This window comes from Winogradskya humida, assembly GCF_016862215.1.
GTDB lineage: Bacteria > Actinomycetota > Actinomycetes > Mycobacteriales > Micromonosporaceae > Actinoplanes > Actinoplanes humidus.
Genome location: NZ_BOMN01000092.1, coordinates 1 through 15,245 on the forward strand (window position 1 = coordinate 1; position 15,245 = coordinate 15,245).

The window sequence follows — 15,245 nt, forward strand, 5'->3', positions numbered from 1 at the left end:
GCTGCTCCCCCGAGCGCCAAACAGGCCCCCTCCCCCGTGGACTGACGGAGGCGGGCCGGGCTCACGGCGTACTCATAGGGGGAAGCTATTTGCCCAGGGACATGTACTTGATGGTGCCTTTGTCGGCCTCGAAGCGGATCCGCCAGCCGTCGTGGCCGGTGATCGGGAGTTCGTAGCCGTCCTTGTCGTTGCCGGTCAGGCCCTTGCCGTCGTAGGCGGTCTTGAGCTCGGCCACCGTGGAGCCGCGCTTGATGCCGGCCTCCGTCTCGGCGTCCCTGTCCGCCGCGATCGAGACGAGCTTGCCCTTGGTGAAGCTGGCACCGCCGTCGGTCAGGTAGGCGATGAGACGGTCGTAGAGGCGCTGGGTGGAATCGGCGTAGGCCTTCGCGGCCTTGGCGCTGCCCGCGGCGGAGGTGTCGGTCGACTTGTCCGCGGCCTCGACCGCCTTCTCGATCTTCTCGTCGAAGGCCATCTGCTTGGCGTCCGGTTCGGGACCGCCGGCGAACGAGTAGACGTTCTTGTCGAGAACCGTGGAGACCGGGTCGGTCCGCAGGTCACCCGTGGCGAGTGCCTCCTTCTCCGACATCCCGATCGTGAGCTTGCCGTACCCGTCCTTGCCGAAGAAGGAAGGCGCGGCCACGGAGGCGGAAGGCGACGAAACGGCTGATGTGTCGGTGCCGGGATTGCAGGCGGCGAGCGCCGCGGTCGCCGCGAGGGCAGCGACCGCGGCGAATGCGCGTGTGGACTTTCGTGAGATCTCCCCGTCAAACATGCGCGCAGGGTAGATCGACGGCACAAGGGACTCAGCCGGGGATCACGAGGTACGCCCAGCCGGCCTTGTTGCGGGCCGCGGAGTCCGCCTGTGCGGTGATGGAGAAGCCCGAACCAGCTGCGAGTGTGACCGACGCGAACGAACTGAATTGTCCTTCGCCGGTGCACTCGTGGGTGATGGTGCCTTCAGTAGGACCGTTCGTGGCGACCGTACCGTCGCGCAGGGTCTTGCCGGTGCGCACGAGGAAGCTGACCTTGCCCGGTCCGTAACAGCTGACCAGCACCCGGTAGTTCCCGGCGGGTTTGGTGACGTCTGCGGTCTTGTCCTGTTCGGTGGTCATCTTCGCGGGTTCCGGGAGCCCGGAACCGTCGAGCAGACCGGCCGCGGCGGTGGCGTTCGTCCTGCTCTCCTGGCTCGCCTCGGTGACGATCTCCGAGGTCCGGACGATTTTGAAGGAGAAGCTGGCCTTCTCCGCGGCCCTGGCGTCGCCGCTGAGGAAGACACGCGAGCGGTTGGCGGCGGGCTGGGTGAACGGGAGGATCGCCGGTTCGGGGTTGTCGGAGCAGGTCGCCGTGCCGGCAGCCATCTTCTTGTCGCCGTACTGGCCGTCCTTGAGCACGATGTCGACGGTGCCCTCGCCCACGCAGTAGAGGTAGAACTGGTAGTCGTCGGCGGCGAGGTCCATGGCGGCGTTCTCGTAGTCCGCGGTCACCACTCCCGACGTCGCCACGACCCAGGGTTGCTTGTCCGGGTCGCCCAGCGCGTCATCGGCCGCTGAGATGCGGGCCTCGGCGGTGGGATCGGGCGTGGGAAAAACGTCCAGGTTCTCGGACGGGCCCGACGAGGGGGCCGCGGGCGGGGCGTTGGTGGCTGGGTGGCGGTCGTTGACCAGGGCGATCCCCGAGGTGATCGCGGCGATGGCGAGGACCACGCCGAGCCCGGCGGCAATTCCCTGGCGGCGGCGGACGGTACGGCGTACCTGGTCGGTGCCCGGGGGGAAGACCTCGCGCATCGCCTGGGTGCGGGCCTCCGCGAGCAGCAGTTCGGTCCGGTCGGTCATGACGGTGTCTCCTCTGCTGTTCCCAGGTGGGCGGCCAGTGCTGTCCGGGAACGGTGCAACCAGGACTTCACGGTGCCTTCGGCGACTCCCTCGCGTGCGGCGATCTCGGGGACGGTGAGGTCGGCCATGTAGCGCAGCACGACCACGCGGCGCTGCTGTTCGGGCAGGGTGGCCAGGGCGGCGATCACGGCGACCCGTTCCGGGCCGGGGCCCTCGATGCGGACCTCGGTGCGCCGCTGCCGGCTCAAGAAGGACAGAGCGGTTCTGGTACGCCGCCACTTGCTGAGCGCCAGATTCCACGCGACCCGGCGGATCCAGCCGACCGGGTCCTCGTAGCGCGACACGGTGCGCCATCTCGCGTACGCCCGGCAGAACGCTTCCTGGACGACGTCGTGGGCTTCCTGCCGGTCGCCGAAGTACATGTAGAGCTGCACGGTGAGATCGCCGTAGTGGGCGGCGTACAGCTGATCGAAGTTCGCGGGTGGAGCCACGATCGTCGGCTCCCCCTGCCTGACACCGGCTCTGACCGGTTCGACATTAGCTGTCACGGGGGTGACACGCGCCGGGCCGGTGAACCGTTGCGACGAATTCAGGCGGCCAGGGTGAGCTCGTCGCGGCGGGGGCGGCGCAGGGCTTTGGCAGCGAGCGGGATGACGCCCAGGAACATCGCGCCGACCGCGGCGAGGACCGCTGCCGCTCCCCCGGCGGAGCCGAGGCCCGCGGTGGCCGCGCCGACCCCGGCGAAGGTGCTGACCCAGATCACGGTGCCCAGGGCGGACCAGCCGACAAAACGGCCGAACGGCATGCGTACGCTGCCCGCGACGATCGGGACGACGGCGTGCACGACGGCGACGAAGCGGACGGCGGCGAGCGCGGGTCCGCCCCGGTCACGCAGGTACGCCTCGGCGCGCTGGAACCGGTCGGTGCCGATGCGGCGGCCCAGGCGGGTGGTACGGAGTCGCGGGCCGAACGTGCGGCCTACGGCGTACCCGAGAATCTGGCCTGTGAGCGCACCCGCCGTGCCGACGGCGACCACCAGGGCGAAGCCGGCGGGGCTGCCCGCGAGCGACGCGGCGAGCATGACGACGGACTCGCCGGGGATGAGCAGGCCGAGCAGGAAGGTCATCTCGACGACGCTGGACAGGAACGTGGCGAGCAGGACGAAGCCCTGGTCGAGTGTGGACAGCCACTGGACGAGGGCGGTCGCGGCGTTCATCAGGTCGGCGAGCATGGGTTGAGCCTCGTCGACCGGGCCCCCGTCCAGCTATCGGGTCATACCCCCGATCAACCCCTAGGGGACCTTTTTGTCAGTTCTACATCAAGATATGCTCGCCGGATGGCTGATCGAGACCATGCGCAGCTGCGGATCGCGGCGGACCTCGTCATTCTGACCGTGCGGGACGGCAAGCTGCAGGTGCTGGTCATCACGCGGCGGAATTTCCCGTTCGAGGGCAAGCGGGCGCTGCCGGGAGGGTTCGTGCGCGTCGGTGAGGACATCGGTGCCGCGGCGGTGCGGGAGCTGTCCGAGGAGACCGGGCTGGACGGCACGGCGCTGCGGCTCGAGCAGTTCGCGGTCCACGGCGAGCCGGACCGGGATCCGCGGGGCCGGGTGGTCAGCGTGCCCTATCTGGCCATCATGCCGGACCTGCCGATCCCGACGGCCGGCTCGGATGCGAGCACCGCCGCCTGGATGCCGGTGGAGGAGGTCCGCGCGGGGCTGGCGTTCGACCACGACCTGATCCTGGACGAGGCGGTGGAGCGGGCCCGGCGCCGGCTGGAGCTGACCACGATCGCCACGGCGTTCTGCCCGGCGGAGTTCACGATCGGCGATCTGCGCAATGTGTACGAGGTCGTGTGGGGCGAGACGCTGGATCCGCGCAACTTCAGTCGCAAGGTGACCGGCACGGAAGGGTTCGTCGAGCCCACGGGCGGGCGGCGGATGCCGGTGACCGGGCGTCCGGCGGCGCTCTACCGGGCGGGCGGTGCGACGACCTTGAACCCGCCGATCCTGCGGCAGCGCTAGCCGGAACGCTGCCGCAGGGGTGGAGGGGTCAGCGGCAGATCTTCAGGACGCCGTCCCAGTTGGTGCCGGGCTGGCAGACCGGTTCGGCGAGGGCGGGTCCGGCGGGGACGGTGGCCGCGAGCAGGCCTACGGTCACCGCGGTGATCATCAGGGTGAGGAGCTTACGCATGGCGTTTCCTTTCGGAGGGGCCTTTGTGTCACATCAACACTAAGTGGCGAAGGTGTTTGTGTCAACGCGACATTAAGACTGCTACGCTGAGTGTTCAGCCCGCCACGCACCCCTACGAGGTGGACCATGATGCTCCGCGTCCGTCAGCTCGACCTGGTCGTGACGATCGCCGCCGCCGTCGCCGTCGGCATCCTCGGCACGTTCGATGTCGTCAGCGCCGCCGTCACCGGCGGGGCCACCCTCACGATGCTGGGCCTGCTGGCCGTCAGCTCCCTGCACAGCCGTACCGGCCAGCAGATTCTGGCCGCCGACGTCGCCGAGCTCAGCCGCCTGACCCGCGAGCACCTGGACGGTGGTGACCGGCTGCTGGCCGCGTCCACCTCCGGTATGGACATCGACCTCAGCCAGGCGCAGGACATCAGGATCGTCGGCGTGACCCTGGGCCGGACGATGCGCAACCACCACGCCACCCTGCAGCGGCGCCTGGACGCCGGCGCAGACGTTCGGATCGTCCTGATCGCACCGGACTCCGCCCCGCTCGGCGAGGCCGCCCGCCGCAGCACCGTCCCCGGCAGTCCGGAGATCTTCGAGCACCGGCTCCGGCCGACCGTCGACCTGCTCGACACCCTCGCCGCGCGGGCCGCGGCCGGCCCTGGCACGCTGCAGATCCGGATGCTGGACTTCGTGCCGGCGTTCGGGATGATCGCCGTCGACCCCGAGACCCCCCACGGCCACCTGCACATCGACATCTACTCGCACCGCAACGGCGCGGCCGAGCCGACCCTGCCGCTGTTCGCCCATCGCGACGCCCGCTGGTTCCAGCACTTCACCAGCGACTTCGACCGCATCTGGGCGGCCGGCCGGCCCTACGAGACGATCCCGCGCCTGCCGCTCAGTGGATCAGCCGGTGAGCGCGGTGGCGGCGGTCAGGGCGGTCAGCGCGCGGGACGGGCCGGGTGACGTGTGGTGGCGGCGCAGGCGATGGGCGATGGCGGGGACGGCGCAGGCGGCGTGGGTCCACGTGAGTTCGGTGCCCGTGACGGCGGGGAGCGTGAGGGTGCCCGCGATGCTGGGGTGGACGACGACCACGGCCGTGACGCGGTGGCCGCGGGGTTGCAGGCGGCGCAGCCTGCGGACGGCGCCGAGCAGCAGGTGCGCCGACTGGCCTATGTAGGTGGCGTCGCAGAGCACTGCCCCGCCGGGGGTTGTCGCGTACGAGCCGGGTGGCCACGCGACGGTGTCGACGAGGACGAGGCGGGTGCCGGCGCTGAGGGCGTACGGGATCGGTGGTGCGTGGCCCGGCAGGCGCACGCCGCGGTAGAGACGGACGCCGGGCAGGCACGCGAGGGCGGTGAGTTGTTCGCCGGTGCGCGCGGCGACCTCGTACGCCGTGGCTCCGATCGGGCGCAGCGACCGCCGTTCGGTGTCGACGATCCGGTCGAGGGTGCCGTGATGGTGGTCGATCATCCGCTCGTCACCTCATCGTCGCCGTCCGTCAGTCACGTGAGGCGATTCAGTCACGGGCGGCTACCAGCGCTCTACCGCAGCGCTACCCATGGCTCCGGGTTGCCCCTACGGTGGAGACAGTGCCGAGGTGCGGAGGCGCGACGTGATCTACGAAGTCCTGGGTGAGCTGCAGCTCCGTGACCCGCTCGGCGGGCAGCCGCTACCGCTGCCGACCGGGGTGCAGCTCAAGGTGCTCGCCGCGCTGCTGGTCCAGCCGAACAAGCGGCTGCCGCACGCCGAGCTGCTGCGGATGGCGTGGGGTACGTCGCACGTGCAGGAGGCGCAGCTGCACAAGGCGATCTCCGCGCTACGGCGCCGGGTCGGGCGCTCCCATGACATCGTCACGCACACCCGCTTCGGCTACGAGCTGCGGGTGGCCGACGACGAGCTCGACCTGCTCGCCTTCGAGAAGCTCACCGTCGCAGCCGAGGCGGCCGGGCAGCGGCACCGGCCCGGCGAGGAGGCCGACCTGCTGGACCGGGCGCTGCGGCTGTGGCGGGGTCCGCGGCCGCTGGCCAACGTGCCGGGGCCGGTCTTCGCGACCGTGGCCCACGGGCTGCAGCAGCGGCGCAAGCGGGCCGCGGTGCGACTGTTCACGCTGCGGGTCCAGCGTGGCGAGTTCACCGGGGTGCTGGGCGACCTGCAGCGGGTGACGGACGAGTTCGCCACCGATCATCAGCTGCACCGGCTGCTGATGGTGGCCCTCTACCGCAGCGGGCACCGGGCCGAGGCGATCGAGGTCTACGAGCGGTACGCGAAGGCGCTGCGGGCCGAGATCGGTGAGCCCGACGCCGAGCTGCGCATGCTGAAGTACGCGATCGGGCGCGGCGACGACGACGGGGTGACGAAGGCGCTGCCGCTGCCCGAGCAGCCGGTCCGCGGCGCACACGCGGTGCCACGGCAGTTGCCGGCCGCGCCGCCCGATTTTGTGGGCCGGGAGCCGCTGCTCGCCGAGCTGGTGTGGTTGCTGCGCGCCGGGTCGCCGTACCGGATCATGGTGGTGCCCGGTCTCGGTGGCATCGGGAAGACCACCCTCGCCCTGCAGGCGGCGCATCGCAGTCTCGCGGTCTATCCGGACGGTCAGCTGTGGGCGGAGCTGCGCGGCGCCTCGGCGGACCCGGCCGACCCGGGTGAGATCCTGGCGCAGTTCCTGCGGGCGCTGGACGCGCCGGTGGTCCCGGAGTCGACCGCCGAGCGCGGCGCGCTGTTCCGGACACTGCTGGCCGACCGGCGGATGCTGGTGGTGCTCGACGACGCCGGCAGCGCCGCGCAGATCCGTCCCCTCATCCCGGCTGGGGACGGCTGCCGGGTGCTGGTCACGACCCGGCGGCATCTGCCGGACGTGCAGGGCGCCCATCACGTGGGCACGCTGGAGCCGCTCGGCGACGACGACGCGGCGCGGCTGTTCGCGTCGATCGTGGCGGCCTCACGGATCGGTCTGGACGGCGAGCAGGACGCGATCCGGGACGTGATCGGGCTGTGCGGGGGCCTGCCGCTGGCGCTGCGGGTGGTCGCGGCGCTGCGGGTGCACGACCACCCACGCCCGACGGCGGAGCTGGCCCGGCGGCTGCGGGCGCAGGGGCCGGCGGCGTACGCGTTCGGCGACGCGAGCCTCGCGCGGACCCTCGAAGCCGGGCTGGCGCCGCTCGAGCCCGCCCATCGCCGGCTGTTCACCGATCTGGGTCTGGTGCCGCTGCCCGCGTTCGGGGTGTGGACGGCGGTGGCGCTGACCGGTGACGCGGCGCAGGCCCGGGCCGGGCTGGCGGAGCTGGCGGCGGCGTCGATGGTGGAGACGACCACGGCGCCGTTGCGCTACCGGTTCCATGACCTGACCAGGGAGTACGCGTACCGGCGCGCGCTGGCCGAGCGCCCCGACCCCGCCGAGCGCGATGCTTTGCTCGCCAGGGTGTGCACGGCGCTGCTGACCCTTGCCCGGCGAGCGCACCGCGGGTTGTACGGCGGTGACTTCGAGGTCGTCCACAGCGACATCCCGGACGCCGTGCTGCCCGCGGAGGCGTACGCCGAGGTGGATGCCGACCCGATCGGCTGGTTCCGGGCCGAACGATTGTCGCTGCGCGCCGCCGTCGAGGTCGCCGCGCAGCTCGGGCTCGCCGCGCTGGCCTGGGATCTCGCGGTGTCGGCGCACGAGTTCTACACCCTGCGCAGCGAGCACGACGACTGGCTGACCACGCATCTGACGGCGTTGCGGGCCTGCCGGGCGGCGGGTGACGGGCGCGGTGAGGGCATCGTGCTCGCGTGTCTGGGGCAGCCGTCGCTGGTGGCCGGTGGCCGGCGCGACGGTGTCTCCGGGATCGCGGAGCTCAGCCGGGCCGTCGAGCTGCTCACCGCGGCGGGTGACCGGCACGGGCTGGCGATCGCCCGCCGCACCCTGGCCAACGCCCTGCGCCGCCGGGGCCGGTCGGCGCGGGCACTCGTACTCTTCGAACAGGCCCTCGGTGGTTATGAGGACGCCGGAGACCTGGTCGGGCAGTGTCAGACGCTGCGCTTCATCGGGCAGGTCCATCTGGACCGCGGCGACCACAAGCCGGCGGCGGAGGTGCTGGCCCACGCCGAGCAGGTCGCCGCCGACCTGGGCCGGCCGCTCCTGATCGCGCAGACCCGTTACTGGACGGGCTATTCGTGCCTTGCGGTCGGCGACCTGACCGCCGCGGCACTGGCTTTCAGCCGGGTGCGTGAGGTCCTCGGTCCGGACCGCGGCGTGGGCTACGGGTACGCGCTGCACGGCCTCGGTGACCTGGCCCGGCACTGGCACGAGCCCGACGACGCGCGCGCACATCTCGGTCTCGCCGTCGCGGTCGCTCACGAGCACGCCGACGCGCTGCTCGAGGGGCGGGTCCACCTCTCGCTCGCCGACCTGTGGCAGGACGAGGGCCGAGCCGGGGAACACCTCGCCGAGTTGCGGCGGGCGGCACGGTGTTTCGCCGACTGTGATGCCGCGTACCTGGAGGTGCCGGCGCAGGCACGACTGGCCGAGGCCGAAACGGCCGCAGGGGCGGCGGAGGCGGCCGCTTCGGCTTGGGCACGGGTGGACCACCTCTACGCCGCCGGTGAGGTCCCGGAGCAGGACCGGACGGCGCGGCACCGGTAGGGATCCGGTAGGCGCGGCGGCTTTGCTGATAGCGACGACACGTATCAGGGAGGCCTTGCATGAGGTGGCGGCTCCGGTTCCGCGCCGACCCCGCCGGCGCGCGGCACGCCGCCGCGCTGGCCCGTATCGAGGATCTGGTGGCGCGCCTGGATCCGGGTGGCTTCGACGCCGGGTCGCGCCACGCCCTCGATCCGCTGATCGACTCGTGGCTCGGCCAGTCGCTGGCGCGGCTCGACGCGGCCCGGGAACCGCAACTCGACGAGCTGGAGGCACGGATCGGGGCGGCGCGCCGGGACGTCGCCCGGCGCGAGCCCGCGTACTCCGCCGATCTGGCGCGGGTGGCCCACACCCGTGAGGTGCTCAACCTGGCGTTCGAGCGGCTGACCGGGCGGCCGGGGACGGTGCCCGCCGCGGCGCCGCGGCTGCCGGCACCGCTGCCGCTGCGCTCGATCGTGGGGCCGGTCGAGGGGCTCCCGCCGCCCGCCGGTCAGCGCCGGGAGGAGTACCAGGTGCGATGGCCGTCGGGTGGCACCCGGTGATCGGGTTCCTTGCCGCGCTCGGTGTCGCCACCTCGGGGCTTCTTGCGGGCCGTAATTCGCCGGCCGCGCAGTACCGGGCCGCGTTGCGCGCTCATCGGCGGGCGCTGCACCGGCTGGGACGTTCACAGTCACGCTACGAGCAGGCCGTGGGCGTCCTGCAGGCGAGGACCGCGGCGCGGACGCGGGACGAGCAGCGGCACCGGGCGATGGTGACGCTGCACCGGGCGCAGTCGCAGGAGTTGCGGCGCTATGCGGCGTACCTGATGGCTACCCGCCTGCAGGATCCGGCCGACACCGACGAACTCACGCTGCCGCTCGACCCGGGCGAGTGGCAGCGGCGTCCTGGTCATCGGCTGCGCCGTCCCCGGGCCGGCGCAGCCGATGGGAACCTCAGATGATCCCGCGGGCCTGGAAGGCGGTGCGGACGGCGGTGGCGGCGGCGGTGCCGTAGAGCGTCTGCGCGGTCGTCACCGTGGTGTTGGCGGCGGCGGCGAACGTGGTGCCCGGGGCATAACTGAACTGGGCTTCCAGGATGATGCTGTTGGCCTGGGTACGCCCGAGCGCGTTATGGATGTCGAAGAGCGCGCGCGACCAGATCTCGCCGTCGGCGTGGACCTCGTTCTCCCAGTCGCCCGGGTAGACCTTGGTGCCGTCGACGCGGCGCAGGCAGTGCGGGGTGGTGCTGGTGTACGACACGGCGTCCCAGTCGGCGATGCAGGCGAGCGGGGTGACGGTGGTGTTGGCGCTGACCGCGGACGACATCGTGTACGCCCAGTAGTCACCGAACGCCTCACCGATCGCCCCGGACTGCGCCGACGAGCCGAAGCCGGGCACCTGGTCGTCCTGGATCGCGTGGCCGTACTCGTGCCAGATCACCTCGGCGTCCTCGGCGTCGTCGACCCCGCCGGTGCCGAACGTGAGGCTGTCGGCCGACGGGTCGTAGTACGAGTTGTCGGCGGTGTAGCCCGTCGTCCTGTACGTCTGCGCGGAGTTGTTGACGTCGGTGAACCCGAGGCTCTGGATGTACTCCTGGGCGGTGGTGAGGTGGTAGTACGCCATCACCTGCTCGAACCCTGCCTGCGAGCGGTTGTAGGTGTACGTCCGCGTGCTGGAGGTGACGGCGCTGCTGCTGGTGTTGTTCGCGTAGGCACCCTTGAGCGTGGTGACGCCGCTGGTCAGCTGGGTCAGCGTCACGGTCTTGTAGGCCGCCGCGAGCGCTGTCGAGTTGGCGTTGCTGCTGTCGGTCAGGCTCTCGTTCTGCAGGGTCGCGACCGGGTTGGGGCTGAAGACCTGCCCGGAGCCGCTGACCTCCTTGACCGTGTTGCGCTCGGTCAGGGTCGTGCCGCTCACCGCGTCGGTGATCGTCTCGACGGTGCCGTGGCCGGTGCGGGTCAGGGTGCGCCAGCCGAGACGCGCCGTGGTGCCGGGCTCGATGACGGCCTCCGACGAGCGCATCAGCGTGCCCGCGAGGCGGCCGGTGACCGTGGACTCGGCTCGGCTGCGGGCGTAGGAAGCGGCTGCTGCGGGCGTACCCTTGATGGTGATCCTGCCGTCCTGGATCTCGGTCTTCCCGGTGCGGCTGTCGAGGTGCGTGGCGTAGAAACCGCCGACGACCGGCAGCCCGCGGTAGGTCTGCTGGTACCAGTTGTGGGTGCCGAGCAGGGACTGCCGGGTGGCGATGAGGGTGAGCCCGTCCGGGGCGGGCGCCGCGTTCGCCGCGGTGGCACCGGCCACCACCGTCATCCCCGCGACGGCGCCGATCGCCAGGAGCCGTCGACCTAGCCTGCTTGCCATGCATGACCTCCAGGAGCGTGCCGTATTTACCGCCATGATATCGATACCTATCGAATCCATGGCGTTTCGGCGAGATCACATTCCCGCTCCGCTCAGTCGTTGTAGTACTTCTCGTAGGTCGAGCGGGACCCGGACCAGGCGTCGTCGACCATGGGGTCGGCCGCGGTGAGCTCGGTGTTCTCCTCGTCGCCCGGCTTGTAGTCGACGAGATACACCTTCGGCCTGCCCGGGTCGTCGAGGCGGCTCTCGAGCCGGTCGATCGCGGCGAGGCGGCTGCTCACGGCCCCGTTGTCCGGGGACGTCCGCTCGCGCATCAGGGCTGTCCGCTCCCGATCGAGCAGGACCCGGTTCGCCCGGTCGCGGTCCTCGCTGGGCAGGCCCCGCGCCGCGCCGATCATCTCGGGATAGTCGTTGAGCAGGCGTTCCTTCTCCATCGGGTGCGAGTAGTGCCAGATGGAGGCCTGACTGGTCTCGGTCAGGGTCGGGAACGAGCTCAGCGTGACCGCGTCGATCTCCTCGCGATAGTCGAGCGTCGACGACAGGTCCTCGTTCTCGCCGACCGAGTTCGCGTCGAGCACCTTGCGGGTCTTCATGTCGACGTCGGAGGCCTTCTCGAGGATCTCGGTGATCTGCGAGACGTACGCGTCCACGCTCGCCCGGGCCTGCTGCTGATCACTTACGGCGCTGAGCTGCGCGGTCACCGTGCCGGCTGCCAGGTCGATGGTCATGCCGCCGCCGCGCGCCTCGTCGACGACGTTGTGCAGCATCTTCTTGTAGTGGTCGAGATCGTCGGCGAAGTCACGCATCGCGTCGGCGATCACCGCGCACTTCACGTGCGCGTTGCCGATCTGGGTCCGCAGCTTCGCCACCCGCTCCTGGGCGGCCACCGAGTCCTCGCCCGTCCAGTAGAACTGCAGGTCACCGGTCTCCGCGCCGAGGTCTCCGACCGTGGTGTCGATCGAGTCGACGAGCTTCAGCCAGTGATCGGCGACCGCACGCAGGGTGGCCGTGTCGGCCTCGAGCAGCCCCTTCAGCGTGATGTTGCGCATCAGTACGCCGGACCGAACGTCGGGTCGCTGATCTGCCGCAACTGCTGGGCGGTCAGATCATCGTACGACTGGTAGTCGGTCGCGGTCGTCGTGAGATCCGCACCGAGCTTCTTGACCGTACCGGCGAGCTGGTCGAGCTCCCGGGACCAGGCGGCGGCGGTCGAATACATCGTTCCCGCGCAGAGATACGAGCCCTCCACCGCGTTCCCGCCCTGGGACGACCAGCCCTCGACATCTGCCGCCGTCCGGTGCAACCGCTCCGCGACCCCGCCGATCCCCTCACCGATCTTGATCAGTTCGGGAACATCGATCTCTGTGCTCGGCATTCGCCCTCCCCGTACCCACGCTGTGTCACTGCCTTCGCAAGGTACACGGACGGGGCGGCGGGCTTGTTCACCCGATCTCCACTACTCTTGCCGCGTTCGGCAAGCGGCTCTGTGAAGTGAGGCGACATGCGGTGGTTACGGCGCGGGGCCGGCAGGGCGCAGGCTCAGCACGACCCTGACCTGCAGCGGGCGCTGCTCGAGGATGTCCGGCACCGGTTCGGCGGGCACGTACAGGTGCGGTTCCCGGAGCAGGCGGGCGAGGTCATCCGGCTGCTCGACGGCGACGACGGGCTCGCCGTGGCTGCCGTCGTGGTGCGCGAGTTCGCGGACTCCGCGCACAACGAGCTGTTCGCGCAGGTCGCTGAGCTGCATCGGCGTACCGGCCGGGGCTTCGTGGTCGACCGCCGCAACTACCGTCCGCTGTGGCAGGCAGCCGGAGGGCACCTGCGGTGGCCGCTCTTCGAACTACCCGTCGGCCTGCACCCCTACGTCCAGGTCGCCGCGGCGGTCACGGTCCTGGGCACCCAGGCCCGCCGGACCGTACGCGTGACCGCGCCCGAGCCGCTCCTCGCCCTCATCTTCGAGATCCTCGACCTCGTCGTCGACGGCTGGGAACACGGCCGCGTCTGGGTCGACGCCGACGGCGCCGCCCTAGTCCACCGGCTCATCTTCACCGCCCGCGACATCCGCGACGCCATGGGTGACCCGCCGCCGCTGCCGCCACCTGTGCGTGAGCAGATGCGCCGCAACAACAGCATCGACGTGTACGACCCGGCCGGCAGCCAGATCGTCGGCTCGATCAACCCGGGGAAAGAGATGCGCGAGGCGTTGCTCGCCTAGCGCTTTCAGTCGCTGGTCCGCGGGCTCGATAGCTCAGCCCGCGGCCTGCCGGCTCGGTGGTTCAGCCCCCGGTCTGCGGGCTCGGTGGTTCAGCCCCCGGTCTGCGGGCTCGGTGGCTCAGTCGCGGTCTGCGGGCTCGGTGGCTCAGTCGCGGTCTGCGGGCTCGGTGGAGAACGCGCGGGCCAGGAGGGCGGCGACGGCTACGCCGAGGATGCCGATGCCGACCTGGACGGCGATGACCAGCCAGTCGAAGCTGCGCCCGGCGACGTGCAGGAAGTGGTCGCTGTGCAGGTCCCAGTGGTCGGCCACCCAGGTCCCGGCCACTGCCGCTCCCATGCCGATCAGCACGGTGAGGATCACACCGATCCGTTGCCGACCCGGCAGCAGGATCCGCGCCACCACGCCGATCACCGCACCGAAGATGATCGCCACCACATAGTCCTGTGCGTGCATCACTCGCCTCCGTCCTTGATCAAACGTCAAGCACGTTGCCCAGTGTGCACATGCGGTCAAACGTCAATGCTTCTTCTCGGCGCGCGGGGCGGACTCACTGCGCGCGGGGCGGGCTCACTGCGCGCGTGGGAGGCTCACTGCGCGCGTGGGAGGCTCACTGCGCGCGTGGCGGCTTTTCGGCGCGCGTGGCGGCCAGGGCCCAGGCCACGAGGGCGGGCTGGCCGAGCAGGCGCAGGGCGCGCTTGGTGTCGGTGTCCAGCCCGAAGCCGTCCCTCCGCTCTGCGAACTGCGCGATGTTGCCCGGGAACACCCCGACGAAGAAGCCCGCCGCGAGCATCCCCAGCCGGCGCCGCGCCGGCTGCTTCCATGTCGCCAGCAGCGCCGCTCCCAGCGCCAGTTCCACGAACCCCGACGCGACCACCACCCGATCCGGGTCGACGGGGGACCACGACGGCACCTGCGCCTGGAACTCCTCACGCTGGGTGGTCAGATGCCCCGTCCCAGCGGTGACCAGCACGGCACCGAGGGCGGCCTGCCCGAGACTACGCAGAACGTTCATACCGTGCCGACTACCCGGCGTCCGTCTCCGCCAACCGTTGCTTGTCACTCTGCGTCCGTCTCCGCCAGCCACTCCGGCGACGCGGCTCCGGCCAGGGAACGCCAGGCCTGCTCACCGCCGGCGAGGGGCCAGGCGCGCGTACGGCCGCTCATCTGATCGAATTGGTCGTGTGCGTCCGCCAGCGCGCGCACCAGCGGGTTGAACGCCGCCGCCGGCTGCGACCGGACGATCGCCTCGGTCTGCTGGGTCGCCACCTGCATCGCCCCCTCCCGCTGGTCCGGATCGGCCCGGCGGCTGAGCACCAGCATCGCGGGCCGCACGCCCTCCAGCAGGGCCGCGGCCAGCCGGGCGTGCCCGTCGAGCAGCACCCACCCGTCCAGCGCGCTGACCTCCCACAACAAAACAGGAGGCAGGATCCCGTCCAGAACCAGCTTCCGGTACGCCTTCACGCGCCCGTCGCCGTCCCCCGGCAACGGCCGCAGCGGCACCACATCACGCCACCCGGCGCCGAACCAGTCCAGGTAGGCGCTGGGAAAGTCCCGGACCAGGTCACTGCCCACGGCGTCGAACGGCAGCCCGCTCGCGGCCAGCAACCACGACCCGTCATGCAGCGGACCGGCATCACTGTCGTCCAGCGCCGACGCGAACCAGTGCAGCCAGGCACCGCGCCGGCGAGCTTCCACAGCTGTGATCGGAGCAACCGGCGACCGGTACACGCCGGTCCGGTAGATGTCGACGCCATAGTGATCCCTGCCGACGCTGCCCAGCATCACCACCGCCGCACCCTGCCGGAGCACCATCCGCCGCCGCCCACCAACTTCGAACCGCAACCCCGCCGACCGCCGCCCGGCCACGTCCAGCGCGACCACGCCCCCGCCCGCGATGTTCATCCTGTCCACGGACGCCACCGTAACCCGGAGCAGCCCTGCTCAGCGCCCTACCCGTGCCCGGCCCCAGCCCCCGCCCCGACCCCAGCCCCAACCCCGACCCCGACCCCGACCTCGACCTCAGCCCCGAGGCTTTGCCACAGCCACAGCCACAGCCAC

The 15,245-nt window shown here is 71.2% G+C and carries 18 protein-coding genes; 6 read left to right on the forward strand and 12 right to left on the reverse strand.

Features of this window, described 5'->3' with window-relative positions; genetic code table 11:
* Positions 1 to 85 precede the first annotated feature (85 nt).
* From Ahu01nite_RS32465 to Ahu01nite_RS32480, 4 genes are all read right to left on the reverse strand, one after another.
* Positions 86 to 772 carry a hypothetical protein gene (locus Ahu01nite_RS32465; RefSeq protein ID WP_203840513.1) on the reverse strand — a complete coding sequence of 229 codons (687 nt, stop codon included), beginning with the start codon at positions 770 to 772 and terminating at the stop codon, positions 86 to 88.
* A 31-nt stretch (positions 773 to 803) separates the two neighbouring features.
* Positions 804 to 1,832, reverse strand: coding sequence for a hypothetical protein (locus Ahu01nite_RS32470; RefSeq protein WP_203840514.1), 1,029 nt, complete (start codon positions 1,830 to 1,832; stop codon positions 804 to 806).
* Positions 1,829 to 2,323 (reverse strand): RNA polymerase sigma factor, encoded by a 495-nt coding sequence (locus tag Ahu01nite_RS32475; protein WP_438874848.1) that lies wholly within the window; start codon positions 2,321 to 2,323, stop codon positions 1,829 to 1,831. Before Ahu01nite_RS32475 ends, Ahu01nite_RS32470 begins: the two co-directional genes overlap by 4 nt.
* Before the next feature lie 98 nt (positions 2,324 to 2,421).
* Positions 2,422 to 3,063 carry a DedA family protein gene (locus Ahu01nite_RS32480; RefSeq protein ID WP_203840515.1) on the reverse strand — a complete coding sequence of 214 codons (642 nt, stop codon included), beginning with the start codon at positions 3,061 to 3,063 and terminating at the stop codon, positions 2,422 to 2,424.
* A gap of 105 nt (positions 3,064 to 3,168) precedes the next feature.
* Here Ahu01nite_RS32480 and Ahu01nite_RS32485 point away from each other — a divergent pair, with 105 nt between their 5' ends.
* Positions 3,169 to 3,855 (forward strand): NUDIX hydrolase, encoded by a 687-nt coding sequence (locus Ahu01nite_RS32485; RefSeq protein WP_203840516.1) that lies wholly within the window; start codon positions 3,169 to 3,171, stop codon positions 3,853 to 3,855.
* A gap of 28 nt (positions 3,856 to 3,883) precedes the next feature.
* Here Ahu01nite_RS32485 and Ahu01nite_RS32490 read toward each other — a convergent pair whose 3' ends face one another.
* Positions 3,884 to 4,024 (reverse strand): hypothetical protein, encoded by a 141-nt coding sequence (locus tag Ahu01nite_RS32490; protein ID WP_203840517.1) that lies wholly within the window; start codon positions 4,022 to 4,024, stop codon positions 3,884 to 3,886.
* A gap of 126 nt (positions 4,025 to 4,150) precedes the next feature.
* On the opposite strand from Ahu01nite_RS32490, the gene Ahu01nite_RS32495 reads away from it, so the two are divergent.
* On the forward strand, positions 4,151 to 4,984 hold the full coding sequence (locus Ahu01nite_RS32495) for a hypothetical protein (protein ID WP_203840518.1): 834 nt from the start codon (positions 4,151 to 4,153) through the stop codon (positions 4,982 to 4,984).
* Here Ahu01nite_RS32495 and Ahu01nite_RS32500 read toward each other — a convergent pair.
* On the reverse strand, positions 4,925 to 5,491 hold the full coding sequence (locus tag Ahu01nite_RS32500) for a hypothetical protein (protein WP_203840519.1): 567 nt from the start codon (positions 5,489 to 5,491) through the stop codon (positions 4,925 to 4,927). The genes Ahu01nite_RS32495 and Ahu01nite_RS32500 overlap by 60 nt on opposite strands.
* Positions 5,492 to 5,633: 142 nt before the next feature.
* On the opposite strand from Ahu01nite_RS32500, the gene Ahu01nite_RS32505 reads away from it, so the two are divergent.
* Genes Ahu01nite_RS32505 through Ahu01nite_RS32515 form a run of 3 tightly spaced genes read left to right on the forward strand, consistent with a single transcriptional unit; the run spans position 5,634 to position 9,576 of the window.
* Positions 5,634 to 8,639, forward strand: coding sequence for an ATP-binding protein (locus Ahu01nite_RS32505; RefSeq protein WP_203840520.1), 3,006 nt, complete (start codon positions 5,634 to 5,636; stop codon positions 8,637 to 8,639).
* A 59-nt stretch (positions 8,640 to 8,698) separates the two neighbouring features.
* A complete protein-coding gene (locus tag Ahu01nite_RS32510) occupies positions 8,699 to 9,178 on the forward strand; it encodes a hypothetical protein (RefSeq protein WP_203840521.1) in 480 nt (159 codons plus the stop codon).
* The gene (locus Ahu01nite_RS32515) at positions 9,175 to 9,576 is read left to right on the forward strand and encodes a hypothetical protein (RefSeq protein WP_203840522.1); all 402 of its coding nucleotides are present in this window, start codon (positions 9,175 to 9,177) and stop codon (positions 9,574 to 9,576) included. The genes Ahu01nite_RS32510 and Ahu01nite_RS32515 overlap by 4 nt, the downstream gene beginning before the upstream one ends.
* Here Ahu01nite_RS32515 and Ahu01nite_RS32520 read toward each other — a convergent pair.
* From Ahu01nite_RS32520 to Ahu01nite_RS32530, 3 genes are all read right to left on the reverse strand, one after another.
* Entirely contained in the window at positions 9,569 to 10,972 is a 1,404-nt protein-coding gene (locus Ahu01nite_RS32520; RefSeq protein ID WP_203840523.1) for a M4 family metallopeptidase, read from the reverse strand. The two genes, Ahu01nite_RS32515 and Ahu01nite_RS32520, sit on opposite strands and share 8 nt — an antisense overlap.
* Before the next feature lie 92 nt (positions 10,973 to 11,064).
* Positions 11,065 to 12,021, reverse strand: a complete 957-nt coding sequence (locus tag Ahu01nite_RS32525; protein WP_203840524.1) for a WXG100 family type VII secretion target — start codon at positions 12,019 to 12,021, stop codon at positions 11,065 to 11,067.
* Complete coding sequence (locus tag Ahu01nite_RS32530) at positions 12,021 to 12,347, reverse strand: hypothetical protein (protein WP_203840525.1); 327 nt, start codon at positions 12,345 to 12,347, stop codon at positions 12,021 to 12,023. The genes Ahu01nite_RS32525 and Ahu01nite_RS32530 overlap by 1 nt, the downstream gene beginning before the upstream one ends.
* Before the next feature lie 126 nt (positions 12,348 to 12,473).
* On the opposite strand from Ahu01nite_RS32530, the gene Ahu01nite_RS32535 reads away from it, so the two are divergent.
* Positions 12,474 to 13,187, forward strand: a complete 714-nt coding sequence (locus Ahu01nite_RS32535) for a hypothetical protein (protein WP_203840526.1) — start codon at positions 12,474 to 12,476, stop codon at positions 13,185 to 13,187.
* Positions 13,188 to 13,331: 144 nt separating this feature from the next.
* Here Ahu01nite_RS32535 and Ahu01nite_RS32540 read toward each other — a convergent pair whose 3' ends face one another.
* The 3 genes from Ahu01nite_RS32540 to Ahu01nite_RS32550 form a co-directional block, all read right to left on the reverse strand.
* Positions 13,332 to 13,640, reverse strand: coding sequence for a GlsB/YeaQ/YmgE family stress response membrane protein (locus Ahu01nite_RS32540; protein ID WP_203840527.1), 309 nt, complete (start codon positions 13,638 to 13,640; stop codon positions 13,332 to 13,334).
* Between the two features lie 154 nt (positions 13,641 to 13,794).
* The gene (locus Ahu01nite_RS32545; RefSeq protein ID WP_203840528.1) at positions 13,795 to 14,199 is read right to left on the reverse strand and encodes a DoxX family protein; all 405 of its coding nucleotides are present in this window, start codon (positions 14,197 to 14,199) and stop codon (positions 13,795 to 13,797) included.
* A 44-nt stretch (positions 14,200 to 14,243) separates the two neighbouring features.
* Complete coding sequence (locus Ahu01nite_RS32550; RefSeq protein WP_203840529.1) at positions 14,244 to 15,098, reverse strand: hypothetical protein; 855 nt, start codon at positions 15,096 to 15,098, stop codon at positions 14,244 to 14,246.
* Positions 15,099 to 15,245 lie beyond the last annotated feature (147 nt).